This is a genomic window from Rhodoferax aquaticus, from assembly GCF_006974105.1.
Lineage (GTDB): Bacteria > Pseudomonadota > Gammaproteobacteria > Burkholderiales > Burkholderiaceae_C > Allorhodoferax > Allorhodoferax aquaticus_A.
Map to the genome: position 1 here is coordinate 3092701 of NZ_CP036282.1, position 16158 is coordinate 3108858.

14 protein-coding genes are annotated in these 16158 nt (G+C 49.8%); all 14 read right to left on the reverse strand.

Features of this window, described 5'->3' with window-relative positions; translation table 11 throughout:
- Window positions 1–29 precede the first annotated feature (29 nt).
- Genes EXZ61_RS14215 through gmd form a run of 14 tightly spaced genes read right to left on the reverse strand, consistent with a single transcriptional unit; the run spans window position 30 to window position 16021 of the window.
- A complete protein-coding gene (locus EXZ61_RS14215; protein ID WP_142812390.1) occupies window positions 30–1142 on the reverse strand; it encodes an FAD-dependent oxidoreductase in 1113 nt (370 codons plus the stop codon).
- Window positions 1143–1172: 30 nt separating this feature from the next.
- A complete protein-coding gene (locus tag EXZ61_RS14220) occupies window positions 1173–2171 on the reverse strand; it encodes a glycosyltransferase (RefSeq protein ID WP_142812391.1) in 999 nt (332 codons plus the stop codon).
- 34 nt (window positions 2172–2205) lie between these two features.
- Window positions 2206–3519 carry a hypothetical protein gene (locus EXZ61_RS14225; RefSeq protein ID WP_168224771.1) on the reverse strand — a complete coding sequence of 438 codons (1314 nt, stop codon included), beginning with the start codon at window positions 3517–3519 and terminating at the stop codon, window positions 2206–2208.
- A gap of 1 nt (window position 3520) precedes the next feature.
- Window positions 3521–4534: an alginate O-acetyltransferase AlgX-related protein gene (locus EXZ61_RS14230; protein WP_142812393.1), complete on the reverse strand. Its 1014-nt coding sequence runs from the start codon at window positions 4532–4534 to the stop codon at window positions 3521–3523.
- On the reverse strand, window positions 4534–6108 hold the full coding sequence (locus EXZ61_RS14235) for an MBOAT family O-acyltransferase (protein ID WP_142812394.1): 1575 nt from the start codon (window positions 6106–6108) through the stop codon (window positions 4534–4536). Before EXZ61_RS14235 ends, EXZ61_RS14230 begins: the two co-directional genes overlap by 1 nt.
- A 3-nt stretch (window positions 6109–6111) precedes the next feature.
- Window positions 6112–7059, reverse strand: coding sequence for an NAD-dependent epimerase/dehydratase family protein (locus EXZ61_RS14240; protein WP_168224772.1), 948 nt, complete (start codon window positions 7057–7059; stop codon window positions 6112–6114).
- Window positions 7056–8150, reverse strand: a complete 1095-nt coding sequence (locus EXZ61_RS14245) for a glycosyltransferase WbsX family protein (RefSeq protein WP_142812396.1) — start codon at window positions 8148–8150, stop codon at window positions 7056–7058. Before EXZ61_RS14245 ends, EXZ61_RS14240 begins: the two co-directional genes overlap by 4 nt.
- Window positions 8151–8171: 21 nt before the next feature.
- On the reverse strand, window positions 8172–9419 hold the full coding sequence (locus EXZ61_RS14250; RefSeq protein ID WP_237218968.1) for a class I SAM-dependent methyltransferase: 1248 nt from the start codon (window positions 9417–9419) through the stop codon (window positions 8172–8174).
- A 15-nt stretch (window positions 9420–9434) separates the two neighbouring features.
- Window positions 9435–10352: a GDP-mannose 4,6-dehydratase gene (locus EXZ61_RS14255; RefSeq protein WP_237218969.1), complete on the reverse strand. Its 918-nt coding sequence runs from the start codon at window positions 10350–10352 to the stop codon at window positions 9435–9437.
- A 53-nt stretch (window positions 10353–10405) separates the two neighbouring features.
- A complete protein-coding gene (locus EXZ61_RS14260) occupies window positions 10406–11452 on the reverse strand; it encodes a glycosyltransferase family 2 protein (RefSeq protein WP_142812398.1) in 1047 nt (348 codons plus the stop codon).
- Between the two features lie 40 nt (window positions 11453–11492).
- Window positions 11493–12326: an FkbM family methyltransferase gene (locus tag EXZ61_RS14265; protein WP_142812399.1), complete on the reverse strand. Its 834-nt coding sequence runs from the start codon at window positions 12324–12326 to the stop codon at window positions 11493–11495.
- A 48-nt stretch (window positions 12327–12374) separates the two neighbouring features.
- Entirely contained in the window at window positions 12375–13376 is a 1002-nt protein-coding gene (locus tag EXZ61_RS14270) for a methyltransferase domain-containing protein (RefSeq protein ID WP_168224773.1), read from the reverse strand.
- A 41-nt stretch (window positions 13377–13417) separates the two neighbouring features.
- Window positions 13418–14926, reverse strand: a complete 1509-nt coding sequence (locus EXZ61_RS14275) for a lipopolysaccharide biosynthesis protein (RefSeq protein WP_142812401.1) — start codon at window positions 14924–14926, stop codon at window positions 13418–13420.
- A 6-nt stretch (window positions 14927–14932) separates the two neighbouring features.
- Window positions 14933–16021 (reverse strand): GDP-mannose 4,6-dehydratase, encoded by a 1089-nt coding sequence (gmd, locus tag EXZ61_RS14280; RefSeq protein WP_142814252.1) that lies wholly within the window; start codon window positions 16019–16021, stop codon window positions 14933–14935.
- Window positions 16022–16158: the final 137 nt, after the last annotated feature.

The window sequence follows — 16158 nt, forward strand, 5'->3', positions numbered from 1 at the left end:
CTCTCCACAATCCTATATTCATTATCTTCTCAAGTGAGCGAAAACGATTCCGCATCAAGTTTCTCCAGTACATCGTAAATATTGTCGATCTTCCCGCCGAGAATCGAGTAGCAATTGGGTAACGAAGCATGGCGTTCGAACAAGATCGGCCTGCCATCATCGCCTTCATTCTTTAGCAATATCGTTTTTACCTCGAATAACGACTCCACGTATTTGGCGTCTGCTATTGCCGGCATATATCGCTTCACGTCTCGCACCATACGATCTACTCTAGTCTCATGATGATAGTCTGCCAATATTTGATACGGACCTGCTTCCGCCTTGGCCTGGTCCAACCAACTGGAGTGTGGCGTGTACCGAACATGCGAAAGTGTATGCAGCCCACGAACCGGGAAGGGCATCATGGAAAAATACGGGCCATCCATCACGGTAACACCCAAATCCGCCAGATCGAGAGGCGCTTGCAACAGGGCCATCTCGGCGATTTCATGCTTGAGCTTGATCTGTGTACCAGGAAAATCGCCCGCAAACTGGTTGAGCCCACTGTAAGTGCAATTGAAGACATAGTGCCCGCTCAGCGCTTCCTGCGCATCCCCGTCGCATTTCACTATCAGGCCGTTCCAAGCCTTCTTGATACTCTTAACGCGAGTATTCAGAAGAACATCTACACCACATTCATCAAGCTCCTGTCTGGCCCATTCGGCGAGCTTGCAGGCATCGAATACACACTCTTCGACCAGAAACACCTCTTCAATCAAACGCGTCTCGAACAACTTCCTATGCACCTCGGTAGCGGGCTCCAACCGGGCGCCGATCTCGTGGCAGAAACGCCTGAACTGTCGCGCCGTGACTTTGGAATTGTGCCGAGCAATTGCATACAAATTGGTGAAGTCCCTCTTTATCGCCTGGGGATGCTCTTGCACAAATCGCGGCTGGTTTACTCGGCTGCGAAATGCCGTGGTAAAACTGCGCGGGTAATGGTAGCCGTTATGGACGCGTGCCTGATTGTTGAATGAGGCACGCAGCAGCAGGTCAGACTCGCACTCGATCAACAACACGTTGGCGAACCCTCGCCGGGTCTTCAGGTAAATAGCAATAGCTGCACCATAGAAGCCCCCCCCGATGACGATCGCGTCATACATCACTAACAACTATCTTTAACATAGCAACTATCAAGGTCGGCTATGACCTATCGGCCCTGTCGCTTCGATATTCAATTTTCCACGGTGGGTCATTACTGCGCTGGTGAACTCCTGCGCCACGTGATACATCGGCCCCTCGTTGGAGAGTCTGGCCATATGGAGGATATATTCACCCAACATCCACAACACTAGCGAGATCAAAAGAAACATACCTGACTGCTGCAAGGAGAGAGTCACCCACCCGGCCGCGACATCTGCTTTCAGCATGGCGACCGCAATCACATAGAACGAATACAACAGATTAGCGCCCGCACCAAACAAGCTGAGCGCAGTGACGAGACGCATCGGCGCGCGCGTTGTAGATACCAGCAAACGCATGCCACGATCGATACTTTCTCCGAGGCGCTTGGTTTGCGATGGCCGCGTCGGCGCACTGTAGCTCAGATTGACTTTGGTGAAACCACCTGTCGCGGGCAGATGGCGATAGGTCAGAGAGGGCATGGGATGTTGGAGGATGAAGTTCACCACGCGCTTAGACAGCACCCTATATGACGGCGCTTCGTTTGCAAGATTGATCTCATTGAACCGTTGATAGATACTATTGAAGACTGAGTAGCAGACACGATAAGCCCAGCCTTGATGCGTTTTTTGCTGATTGGAAGCAAAGACGACATCCGCGCCATCCAAAGCCTGTTCCAACAGGCTGGGCAGGAAGTCCACACTGTCCGCCGCTGGGTCGATCACGGCAACGAAATCACCCAATGCATTCTCCAACCCGACCCAAGACGCAGTGTCACAGTCCACTTCTTTGGTCAGCGCATAGACCTGCAGATTGGGAAGTCCGCCTTCTCTAGTCAAATTTCTCAGCGCTGAGATGCTGTCGTCTTCGGATGCATTGTCGACAATGATCAACTCATAATCACTGACTAGCCCTCCCAAGGGCGATGATACCTCTGCAAGAACTGATTGGAGTGTAGATGCCTGATTGCGCAGCACCAACACGATGGACAAGAAAATATGGTATCTCATAAATGTCACACACCTAATTAATAATCAGACCAGTTCACACAACGCGCAGATCGAATCTGAAACTTAAATCTGATGCGAAAAATTTTATCGCCGCCAAACTGATGGCCAGCGTACTCCAGTAAACATATCTAAAATCAGCCATCGGTGTCAACGGGATATAACTTAACATGTAAAGCAACGCAGAGATCAGTAGAACACGGATCAACGTCAGCGCATCGTTACCGCCCCGCATACTCCATGTTGCACACAGCAACAACAAAGCTAGGATCAACCACCAATAGGGCTTGAACAGAAAAGGCGCTAGATGCGCGATGCCGCTGACATAACCGTTCAGAAAAACTGTCGCAGCATTATCTTTTTGAACCAACCCCATCTCATTAGGGGAGATGCCGGAAAACCAGTGTATATAAGGCCTCTCAGAGGGCGACCGAAGCAGATAAAGATAAGCGCTAAAGCGAAATCTTACATACTCCAGCGGATTACCTGCAACCGCAGACAGCCAAGCTTCTTTGACTTCTTCATAAGGTATGGGCGCGACATTCTGATACGACGGCTTTGCAACCAGACAAAACAATCGACCCACCAGTTTCGTTTCACCAATCGTCTCCTGAGCACATTCCATGACCGTCTTATCATCCACCTTGGGCAGCAGACTTTTGTCCGCGACCACAGACAGGTGGACAAGATCATCGACCATCATATAACTGGCCATATGATTCTTTTCTGCATCCAACAAGTAGTAGTTAAAGAAGTTCAGAAATGCGAACATCGCAACCAGCAACAGTGCCGTGATCGCAATCATGATGCGACTCGAAAGTGAAGGCAGCAATCTTCTTGCTGCATACCAGACAATAGGGATCAGTGCGACTGGTGCGTTGCTACGTACCATAAACGCGTAGAGCAACAAACCGAACGCCGTGCCGATTTGTATCCTCGACGGATTCCGCCCACTCAGCAAACCAAGGGCCAGCAGCAGGCTGAATGCCATGCCCATGTCTTTCCATAGCACGCCCTCGAAGTTAGCGACCCATGGCAAAAAACCAAGCACGATAAACCATTTGGCTGCGCGGCTTTCACCTGCATTTCTGGACCAAATATATAGCCCCGCCCAAAGCAGACCCAAATGCAGAAACAATAAACTTTGCGGCCCATCCAATATGAAGCTCAGTTTTGACCAAAGCCATGCCATGACCGGCGGATGCCCATCCTTAAATTTCAGCGTGTGCGCCTGCCTGTATTGCTCCAGCGTATCTACCGACATGAAGCCCGGATAACAGGCGATAGTGAAAAATCCAAAGCCTATGACTGCCCATAGCAAAGGATTGCGGTATAACCAAATTTTCAGCATATTAGAAAGCTTCATCTGCAACCTTAGAAGCCATCAACCTATAACCCTGAGTACTGAGGTGAGTGTCATTGGGTAAATACAGATCGACCGTCTCACCCGCCGCATGCTGAAAGTAGCTCAACAAGTTCACGTTGGTCACACCAGCGGTCTTTAGTTGCTCAAATACATCTGGATATCCGACTTTGCTTGCTTCGTTCGAAAGGTATGGCCGATAAACGGACGACTTATCCGGAACTACGATCACAACCAGACGCAGTCCTTTCTTTGCTAAATTATCCTGGAAGCGATTTAAGTTAGCCACAGCAGCAGCCTGATCTTTGTCCGACCAACTTCTTTTGAGTTCGTCGTCTGCAAAATACAAAAGGCGATTGGCCTTGCGATTTGAGAATAACTTGTCCGTCGAAAGGGGCACATTGATCACCTCGCCCGACACCATAGACCCATCACTCCATGCAGCACGAAGCGTGTTGGTGGCTGTTGGAATCAGATAACCTGCATCCAGCGTCAACCCCTTTTGTGGACGCGATGGCGTCACGTTATTCTCTGCGAGCTGAAACGACTTCGGAGTTCGACGTGGGCAATTGTTGAAGTTTCTGAATAGCGGAACGAAGCCCCGTTCCACGGTCTCTATAACAACCGTATGCAGGTTGGGATAACGCCGCTCAGCCACCCAATGCAGCCAGTTATCGACGCAAGCGACATCCTGATATTGGAAAGAAAGAACGTTAAGATTGCGCGACTCAGCCAAGTAGGACTGCCAGATGTTCGGATGCGTGAATGAATCACCTAGCACCACAACATCAGGATTGGTGATTGATGTGCCATTCGCATGAACGGCAACCGTCGGCTGCGGTTGCTGCCACCCAAAATCCCGTTCTGACCAGTGTCCAATGCGTGTTAGCTCGCCCGAGATCGGCTCAAAATATAGGTTCAGTGGAATTGCAATCACAACGAAGGCAAGGACAGGCAGGCTGAACCACTTCAAATATGAGAGTGAGCTGAGATTAGTTTTCATCAGAACTGGTAATAGAGGAAAGTGCTCACCTTATCCAGCTTGCTTATGGCAAGGCAGAATACACAGCCAATAATGAAACCGACCACCGGCTTTCGCTGCCAGGAGATCGTCCAATTGAACAACCTGAAGCTCTTGCCAGTTTGCGCACCAAAGTTGAAAAATTGCTGGGTGTTAGGCGCAATCCAAATGATCAGCATGCCTATCACCAATAATTTTAAAAATGGCGCAATCCCTCCCATTGACCCCAATCCGGGAATATTCAAGAATACCCCGCCATAACCAATCCCTGCTGGCAACACACTTGCCAAACCGCCCAATCTTTCCACAAGTGTGCCGAAGGTTGATGGCAGGGAAATGCCACCATATCCAAAGCATCCTTTCAACACCAACATGGCAGAGGAAAAAGTTTCGGCGCGAAAAAATATCCACGCGATGACGATGCACAAGAACGTAAACAGCATCGCTACCAATTTGTAAGTCCGTGCGGCCATGCCCTCTAGCTTAAGGCTGTCTGCAACTAGGGATTGCCACGCGTGATTTACAACCAGGTAGAGACCATGCAGTCCGCCCCAGATTACGAAGGTCCAATTAGCTCCATGCCACAACCCGCCCAACAACATCGTGAGCATCAGATTCATATGTCGCATGAACCTTCCATTTCTGTTGCCCCCCAGCGGAATATAGAGGTAATCACGTAGAAATTGCGATAACGTCATGTGCCAACGGCGCCAGAAATCTATGATATTAGCTGCCTTGTACGGCGAATTGAAATTGATCGGCAGTTTCACACCAAATAGCATGGAAATGCCAATTGCCATGTCCGAATAGCCTGAGAAATCAAAGTACAGTTGCAGCGTGTAGGCCAGCGCACCGCTCCACGCCTCGATGAAGTCTGGCTGTATTCCAAGACCAGCGGCAGCAAACACCGGTCCGGCGTAATCGCCAAAATTATCTGCCAACAGTACTTTTTTTGCCAAGCCTATAGTGAAAATGCTCAGCCCGAGTGCAACGTCATCCAGATGTAATCTGTATGTTTGACTCTTAGCGAACTGGGGCATCATCTGCCCGTGGTGAAGAAGCGGCCCCGCAATTAGATGAGGAAAATACGTGACAAACAATAGATAGTGAATGAAATTATATTCACGTGCTTCGCCACGATAAACATCCACTAAAAATGCGATTTGCGTGAAAGTAAAAAATGAAATTCCCAACGGCAGAATTATGTCAACCAAATGCAGCGAACCACCGGACACATAGTTGCTCATATCTATAAAGAAATTGGCGTATTTATAAAAGCCAAGCAGCACCAGATTCGCGGCTATTGCAAATATGAGAATGAACTTCGCATGAGCACGACCACATACCTGCCCGATCAGAAAGGCCATGCTGTAATTCATGAGAATCGACGCCAAGAGCAAGCCTATATATTTGGTCGACCACCATCCATAGAAGAACAACGAAGCGAATGCAAGCCATAACGCACTCACATTGTGGCCATATCGGGCAAGCCAGAAAAATCCGCAAAATACGACGGGAAGGTATAAAAACAGAAATTCGTATGAATTAAACAGCATTACTTACGTCCGCTTGGGATGAGCACCCTTATACCACGATGAAAACCTATCTACTGCTGCCTCAAGCCCTTGAGGCTTTTTAAAACCTAACTCTGAGAGCTTTCTATCACTGTATTTTTTTGATGGATTGATATTCGCTTTACCTGCCACACGCAAAAGTACTTTAAGGCACCACTTCGGCATGGGTACTCTTGGAAAAAGGTAGGATATTCCAAAGCCCGCAAGCAACCGATTCTCTATGTCGCGATAGTTATTTTTGGGGGAATCATCATCGGAAATTATGAAAACTTCACGGTCCACATTTTCGGCGGCCAATAGAAACTCTAGCGCGGCAACCACGTTTTCAACAGCGACCAGATTCAAGCTTCTGCTACTGAACAAGCAGGATCTGACATAGTTGATCCACTGATTTCCATTCATCAACTCGTTCGCCAGTTTGAGGAGATTTTTACCTCCCGGACCGAACACGGCAGTCGGCCTGAGAATTGTGATTGTGAATTCGCCAAGGGCAGCCCTACACAAAGACGACTCTATTTGCAATTTTGTTTTTTCATAATCTGACGTTGTGACACAGGGCGTACTTTCAGTGACCCAATCATTTTCAGACCTGCCGTCCACGACTGCCGTGCTGCAATGTATCAAACGTCTGACCTTATTCTTCACGCATGCCTGTGCAAGATTATCCATTGCCTCAAGATTGTTCTGCGCAAGATAGGCCAAGTTGATCACAATGCTGTCTTTAAGGAGTAATACATCCAACGAATCAGGCTGCAGCAGATCGCCTTCTATAAAGTTGACGCCAGCATGGATCTTCGCTTTTTTGCGGTGTACCAGAACCCGGAGTTCAATATTCGAGCGCTCGGTCAGCGTATTCAACAGATGCTCGCCGATGAACCCCGAAGCACCGATAACGACGACTGTATTCACCCCAGATGCGTGATTACCACTCATCCAATCACTCGCTTGAGCGCTTCTAGATAGGCGTGGCCCCATTTGGCATCCGGCTCCAGATGATTGCCTTCGGCCCACTCGTTCCAGGATTTCAGAAAGACCAGCTTGTGTTCATCGGCACGATCATCCAAGGCAACCACAGCCGCTTTCACATGCTCCTCAAAAAGTGCGGGGGTCGAATTTGCCAGCACCAAGCCTTTGCGCCCCTTGCGCGGCGTGTTGTCCCAATTGGGGTAAACGCAGGGATAGGCCTCGCAATCAAACTGGTTCAGATCAGGAACAAGGTGCTTGATCGCCTCGCTATATTCGACGATGCGCGGCCCGCCCAAAGAAAAGCGGCGTCTGATGCCCCACATGATTCGGGTGGCTTCGTTTACCACCGAATTCCCCGTATTGGTCACCGCCAGCGTAGATGCGATAACGGCATCCAACCCAAGCGCCGTTGAATCCTTGAAATCCAGCATATTGATGCCCACGATATGCAAGCCCTTGAGACCTGCCTGTAGTGCCAACTCACGCCACAGGTCGAAGCGCCGCTTGGCATCCGGCATGTCAGTCGGCTTGAAGATCACCAGGATAGGCTTGCCATCAACTGTCATATAACGATGGTCGCGAAAGGCTGTCAGCAGGTAGTCGAAGTGAGCCCTGTCATCGGCCTCGCCCGGATAGGTCTGGTCGATCAATCGTCGATGCGGCTCGTCCTTCCAGATTCCGTTCCAAGAGTGATTGGCCCAGCCCAGACAGAATGGAAAATCAGGCGAATCCGACGCAAGCACCTCATCAAATGGACGCTCCAGCATCCGGCGACCATTGAACCAGTAGTGCCAATAGCAAAAACCTGCCACCCCATAAGCTGCCGCCATCTCGGCTTGTGCCGCCCTGGTCTCTGGCAACCTGAGATCGTAAAACCCCAAGTCTGCCGGAATGACCGGTTGCTCATGCCCCTTGAATAAGGGCTTCGCACTGGCCACATTAGTCCACTCTGTAAACCCTTTACCCCACCACTGGTCGTTTTCCGGGGTGGGATGAAACTGCGGCAAATAGAAGGCGATGACGCGTGCTTTTCTGTTCTGGGCGACTTTTTCAGTCATTACGTTTCCTACCTCTGACCTCTAGGCGATTTTTACGACTTCGACTTGAGGCAACGGGAACACTAGGTTCATGCCGGAAAGCTTCTTGTTCGACGTGAAGAATTTCCGGAAATGCCATGGGAGCACGATGACGTAATCCGGCTTCTTCGTAAGCAGTTCTTCTTCGGGGATGATCGGAATCCAGGTGCCAGGTGTATAGCAGCCGTACTTCTCAGGATTGACCTCACCCACAAAGTCAACTTCCTTGGCGGTAAAGGCGCAGTATTGCAGCAGCACATTGCCCTTGGTGGATGCGCCCAGCACCGACACTGTCTTGCCTTCAGCACGCGCAGTTGCTATAAAGCCCAGCAGATCGCCCTTGGTTTGCAGCACGCGCTCCGCAAAGGCATGGTAGGGCTCTAAGGTATCGAGACCCTTTGCCTGCTCTTCATCGAGAATTTTCTGGACTGACGGAACCGCAGACTCATCACCATGCGATTTCGCGACTGTTATCGAAAAACTGCCCCCATTGATGTCGTTGAATTCCACATCGAGGATCTTGAAGCCCACCCGATCGGCCATCCACTTGATCTGGCGCAGTGCGTAGAACTCCAGATGCTCGTGACACACCGTGTCATACGAATTCGTATCCAGCATGGTCGGCATGTAGCTTTGCTCAAATACCCAAACCCCATCGTCTGCAAGCACTTCATACACCTGGCGCATGAAGCCCACCGGGTCCTCCAGGTCATAAAACATGGAAAACGAAGTAACAACCTTGGCCTTCTGCCCAGGGAAACGGGCCTGTACCAGCGCAGCGGAAAAGAAATCCGGAATCAGCTGAATGTGCGGTGGGTAATAGCTGTGAAACTTCACGCCCGTCGGATCAACCCCCACCAGTACCGGGCCACTCGCGGGATAAGCCTGCAAGGTGGTGCTGTCGTTGCTGCCAATATCGATGACCAAGTCGCCTGCTTGCAACTCCACCGTGCCAAGGATGCGCTTCACCTTGTTGTTGAGGTGCGCGACCATGCTGGCATTCAAGCCGGAGCGGTAGCCATAGTTCTCACCATACATTTCGCCCAAGTCGTAGGAATGCCCCATCTGCAGCAGGCCACACGCCTCCCCCCCCCCCACGCACTTCACCAAATGCAGCGGGCCAGTTGTAACCTTAGCCCCCTTCTCGCGGGGAAACACGCCCGTGAGCATTTGGTCGCCCAAATCCAGCACACGCTCCAGATGCGTGTTGCCACAAATTCTGCATTTCTCTACTTTTTTGTACATCGTCATTCACCCCATCAATTTTCAAATACCCGCACCCAAGCTTCGCAAGTCTGCGTCCACCATCATGTGCACCAGTTCTCTAAACTCAATCTCCGGTTTCCAGCCCAGCTTGCGATTGGCCTTAGCAGCGTTACCAACCAGTAACGCGGGCTCAACAGGCCGATAGGCCAATGCATCCTCACGCACATAATCGCGATAATCCAGCCCCAAGCGACCAAAAGCGAATTCGCATAACTCACGCACCGTGTGCGCTTTGCCTGTCGCCAACACATAGTCATCCGCCCGCTCCTGCTGCAGCATCAACCACATGGCGCGGACATAGTCGCCGGCAAAACCCCAGTCCCTCTGGGCATCCAGGTTGCCGAGGTGCAACTCCTTTGCTAGGCCTAGCTTGATCTTGGCTGCTTCGCGCGTGATCTTCCGCGTCACAAACTCCAAACCACGGCGCGGGCTTTCGTGGTTAAAGAGAATTGCCGCGCACGCAAAGAGGCCGTAACGTTGCCGATAAATGCGGATCATGGAATCTGCGTAGAGTTTTGCTGCTCCATAGGGGCTGCGCGGATTGACGGGCGTAGATTCGCTCTGCGGACTTTCAACTGCCTCACCAAAAATCTCCCGGCTGGATGCTTGACAGAAACGGATATTCACGTCGACTGCCCGAATCGCCTCCAGCATACGGAGCACAGCTAGCCCGTTCACCTCACCGATACCCACAGGGTCATCGAACATGCCCGCGCCAGAGGAATAAGCGGCAAAGTTATAAATTTCCGCTGGGGCATATTCTGCCAACACTTCCGTCATGCGCTTCTGATCCAGCATGTCCCATGCGACCAACTCAGCGTCAGACTTCAACGCTGCGGGCAGACGCGCTTTCGCATTATCTGTATTTCTAACTGCGCCGATGATACGGCACCCCTTGGCGAGCAACTGCTCCGCCAAGTACGAGCCATCTTGCCCGGTTATCCCAGTGATGAGCGCTGTGGGCATATCAGTCAGCGATTCCTGCGGGTCAGAACACGGGCGGACATACGACTCAGCACCCCTGCATTCCGACTGAACAACAGGTCATGCAACGCTATTCGGGCCGGTGTTGCCAGCAACGAAAAATAAGTCACCATCACCAGATTCGCGAGCGATGCCGGAAATACGCTCAACAGGTACGCGACCATTTTTTCAAGCTTTCCAACGTCGCTTTGCTTGATTTTTTTAAACTCGACCGATGAATATGCTCCGAGCGCCCGGTTGTGGAATAGCGCCTTCGCGCTGCGCCAAGGCTCACGCCGACAGACCTTTCTTTTTGCCTCGTCCGAAATATCTGGGAATGACCATACCAATCCGGGCCACTTAAACATCCAGATTTCGAAACTGCGCGAGGTCCACATTGCATTGCCATAGCGGACGATGATTTGCGGCTCAGAAATCACCTTGACATTTGAAATGGGTGGGTTCTGAAAGATTACCCCGACATGGATGAACAGGGAGCCGTAATAAGCGGAACGCTCCCTGGCCAGCCAGCCTGTACGCCGAATCACCACACAGCCGATGAATGAAAGGTAAGCAGCGGTTTCCGCAAAGAACGCTTCGCGATCTGACGCGCGATATACCTTGTCTGCGTCGAACACCAGCCGCTGCTTCTCATACAACTCGGAAAGATCCACGCCTCTTACCTCGGCGTTGACGATAATCAGATCATCCTCACTTCCAAGTGCAGCCAACACGGCCGCCACTGCACCCGGGCGCAGCAAGTCATCATCAGTCATCAGCCAGCAAAACTCGCCTTTCGCGTAGCCCACCGCCTTGTCGAAATCGGCATCCACACCGGAGTTCACAGATTCTCGAAAGTAGCGAATCTCCGGGTGTGCAGCCGCATACCGCGCCATCACCTTAGGCGTGTCATCCGGCGAAGCGCCATCCACAACAACGACCTCGATGCCGGGCTCCATCTGGCCCAAGATGGAATCCAGCGTCTCGCCGATGAATGCCCCCCTTTTGAAGGTAGCAATACAAATGGACAGTTTGGGTGTTGCAGTAGTTGTCATCGCGCGGTTCAAGTTGTCGTTGGTGTGGCACCGCCCGCGCCTAAATGGTCACGAACTTCTGGTCGGCGATTAAAGCGAACTGCTGCTCGTTCGGGATGCGGAATTTCTTGTACTGGGACTGGTTCTCTACAAAGGCCAGTCCGTTGACTCCAACTAGGAAGGAAGCATCAAAATGCTTGGGATCCACAAAAAATCCATTCACACCGTTGCGATCTACCGTCACGAATCGATAGCCGTGTTGTTCAAAGAATCTCCGCCAGCCCGAGATCGACACGCCGTAATACAGGTGCGTGGGGTGCGCCTGGGTAAACACAAAAGTGGGCTGGTATTCGATGGTCATTCTGCGCTCCGGACCATAGACCGAGTTGTATTCAACAGCGAAAATCTTAGGGCGGAAGCCGGCATCGAAGATGGCTTGTGCGATGTGATAGTCGTTGCCGTCGATATCGAGCGAGAACACATCGGGGTCGTGGTGCATAGCCAGCACTTTCAAGTCGCGTATGCTTTCCTTCGTTACGAACATGTTGTGGATTTCCGCACCGATGCTGTAGCCAACAACAGTCCGTCTTGCTCGTTCAACTAGTTGCTGGCTACCTTCGATCAACAGTCCGTTGTATTTCTCAGCCACAAGTAACCACCCCGTGTTGTTCTCGATGCCATCTGCAGCGCCAATCTCGATGAAGTAACGGTTGCTACACTTCAGATTCTTGCGCAAAACGTCCAAGATGCCATCCTCACCATTCTGGCTGAAGCCGGAAAACTCCCAGGTCGAGGGTTGTTTCAAATCGATGTTGCGAGCCAGCATCATTGCCGCCCCTTTGCTCAGTGCGATTGCGATGCGCTGACGATCGCGTACATCCAGCAGATAGTTCATGAGTCTTCTAATCATATTAAACCCTATTTGCTTAGTTGCTAGCCCAAATTAAGAAGGTAACTTGTTTGATGGCACGCTCGGAAAAACGATATTGCTTTTCTTGAATACAAGCAACTGCGGAAAAGTAAACAACCTAAATCTCCGAGAGATTCCAAAAAATTTATCCATTACCCTTTCAAGACCAAATACCAATACCGTTAACCTTAGCCTGATTAGAACTTTAGTTAACTTGGTTATTAACGTGGAAAGCCTAACTTTTTCCGATGCATTCCGCGCTATATAGTTATTTTCGTACCTTGTGGGCAACACTTCATCGAGTTTATATCCAACCAACTGCACCATATCAACATAAAGTGCAGCAGAATATGGCCATTCATATTGCCCGTATTTAATGACATGTGAATGCTCTACCAAGGCCAAGTACAAATCTTCAGCTGTGTTCGCAAAGTATTCATCAAACATCAGCCACTTTCCATCATGCTTTAGCTTGCATCTAATTTCCGCAGCCACCTTGCTGACATTTCCAAAGTGATGAACACAAGCCTTTGTGATTATGAAATCATACAACTCATCAGAGTCATACCATTTATTTAAATCATTCCATATTGACACACCATGTTGCTTTGCAATATTTGAGATGAACCCCGTTCCGGTTATCCACTCTCCATTGGGTTCAAGCATGCATACATTTTTAAATCCAGATTTTGTTAATGCAACACCCAAAAACCCTGGGCCAGCACCGACCTCACAAATTTTAGCATCAAGGTTTCCACCTGTTTGTCGCAAAATTTCATTGAAGAGCGCTTTATATTCTTGGCTTTCCAAAAATCGTTTAAAACTTGCTTCTCGATCTTCCTCCAAGTAAATTGCCTCCAATAGATTTTGAGTGTTTGCATCTATTTTTGCACTTTTGATTTCCTTTCTCATTGTTTCTTCTTTAAGCGAAGCAGATTCATTCATATTACGCAATATTGACTTCCACAACTTATTCCCACTTAGTTCGCTCATAATCATTTCCTCAAATAATGTTTGGTTTTCTGCGCTTTTCAAATGAACTCTCGCAGTTTCTATCCACACGCATGCGTACAAATTTAAATATAGCGATGCTTTGGAATTTTGTAGCCAATTGCCATCAATATTCGAATGCGCAATTGTTTCGCCATTAACAATGACAGGATTACAGATACCAGGGCCAACCCACCTCCCCCTGCCAACTTTGCGTATGCAGAATATCCATTTAACTGAAAAAAGTAGTTCCCCAAGCCTCCAATTGCAAAAGACAAAATTAACGGCGCGAGAGCATCGACCAAATACCATTTGGCAGAACCGTAAAGCAGGTATCGTTGAACTTGCCACGTAACAATTAGGGTAGACAAGATATGCAACATAAACCACGCTTCAGCACCGCCCAGAGCACCAAAATAACTGGATAATATTATTATCAATGGAACTAAAGCCATCATTAATATGACATTATTTTTGAAAATTAACTTTGTCCTCCCAAATGCCATTTGCAAAGCATAGGGCAAAAACATTACTCCATGCAGAGCTGAGCCAACCGATAAGAATGCAATAATCGGCGCAACACTCATTGCAAGCGCTTCATTTGATGTCCATACAAAAACCAATTCCTCGGAAAAGAAAGTAAGCAGCATTGATGCCGGAAATAGTATTGATGAGAGAAATTGCATAGAAACTCTATAGAGAACTTCCAGTTTTTCGACTTCGTTATTCACTGCAAGCGCAGTAAATTTTGGATACATCACATTAAACATCGGAGTAACCATCGTATAAAGACCACTTACTACAGCCGTTGCTAGCATGTAGTGGCCAAATCCTTCCAGCCCAAGTATCTTGCTGAGAAGGATCTTATCTAATTGAGTGAACACAATGCCAGTCAGAGCAATCGCGCTCATCCCCGCAGAAAAGCGCCATATCCGTTTTAATTCTTCAATTTCAAATTTTTTCTTAACATCAAACTCAACGACTCCCCACGCAGCCCTGCGAATTACTATTGCATAGGCAAGACCGACAAAAACCTGCCAAATAAAGAATGCCTCAATCGTCGGCGAGACAAGGGCGAGTACGGCCACTGCACCCAAGCTCCCTATCGTTACCATGGCAATATTTATCAAGCTCGTTACTGCTAACCGCTGGGCACCCATTAAGGCACCTTGGTACAGGCCAATCGGCCAGCGACAAGCCACGACAAGTCCCATCAGCATCACTGCATGCGTGATGGTTTGCGCTGAAAGCTGTTTGGATTGCAGCCAGTATTCCGCTATCAAAGGTGCAAGCGCCAAAATCAACAAAGCGATTGCCCCCGCCATACCCCAATAGACCACGGCCAAGGTGTGCAGTAGCTTGCCGGCTTCCTTCAGGTCGCCCGATGCTGAACAACGGGCAACCTCGCGGTTGATGGTGGGTGCCATACCCATGTCAAGCAGGCTCAGCACGGCTTGCGTGGTGACAAAGAAGCCGATCAAACCATAGGCTTCCATCCCCAAATATTTGAGATAAAAGGGCACCGCAGCCAACCCAATTAAGGCTGACCAAATTGAATTTGCCAGCCCTGCCAGCAAATTGCGACTAAGAGTCACGGCTGACTACTCATGGTAGTCATTGGTGTAATAGCCATGACGTTTGACTAGTTGATCGCGCTCCGCGCTCTTCAGGTCTTCGCGCACCATTTCTTGCACCAGTTCCTGAAAGGTGATCTTTGGTTCCCAACCCAGCTTTTGCTTGGCTTTGGTGGCATCGCCCAGCAGGGTTTCCACCTCGGTTGGCCGGAAATAGCGCGGATCCACGGAAACGATGCAGTTGCCTTTTGCATCAAAGCCTTTTTCATCCACGCCGTTGCCTTCCCAGCGGATGCGAATTCCTAGTTCTTGGGCGGCTTCGTTCACAAAGTCGCGCACGCTGTACTGCACGCCAGTGGCAATAACGAAGTCTTCCGGCTGCTCTTGCTGCAACATGAGCCACTGCATTTCCACGTAGTCTTTGGCGTGCCCCCAGTCGCGCTTGGCGTCTAGGTTGCCCAGGTACAGGCGGTCTTGCAGGCCCAACTTGAAGCGTGCCAGTGCGCGAGTGATTTTACGGGTGACAAAGTTTTCACCGCGCACGGGGGATTCATGGTTGAACAGAATGCCATTACAGGCATACATGCCATACGCTTCGCGGTAATTGACGGTGATCCAGTACGCGTAGAGCTTGGCTACGGCGTAGGGGCTGCGCGGGTAAAACGGGGTGGTTTCTTTTTGCGGGGTTTCCTGCACCAATCCATAAAGCTCGGACGTGCTGGCCTGGTAGAACTTGGTTTTCTTCTCCAGACCGAGGATGCGTATGGCTTCCAGCATGCGCAGGGGGCCGATGGCATCTACGTCTGCAGTGTATTCGGGTGATTCAAAGCTGACCGCCACATGACTCATTGCCGCAAGGTTGTAAATTTCATCTGGTTGAATTTTCTGAATCAGCCGGACAAGATTGGATGAATCAGTCAAATCACCGTGGTGAAGAAAAAACCGAACGTTTACTTCGTGCGGGTCGTGGTAAAGATGATCTACCCTGGCTGTGTTGAATGAGCTGGCCCGGCGTTTGATACCGTGGACAATGTATCCCTTTTCCAGTAAAAACTCAGCCAAATAAGAACCGTCTTGCCCGGTTATGCCAGTAATTAAAGCAACTTTAGAGTTCATCATTGAGCGTAATTTTTTGCCATTCCAGTGATATGAGTGCGTTTCCCATTTAGAGCTTACAAGCTCGCTGCTTCCCAATACCATCGCTGTCGCTTTAACTATGCAGCAGTGGCCTGCGAAGTAAAGCTCTTAGAGGA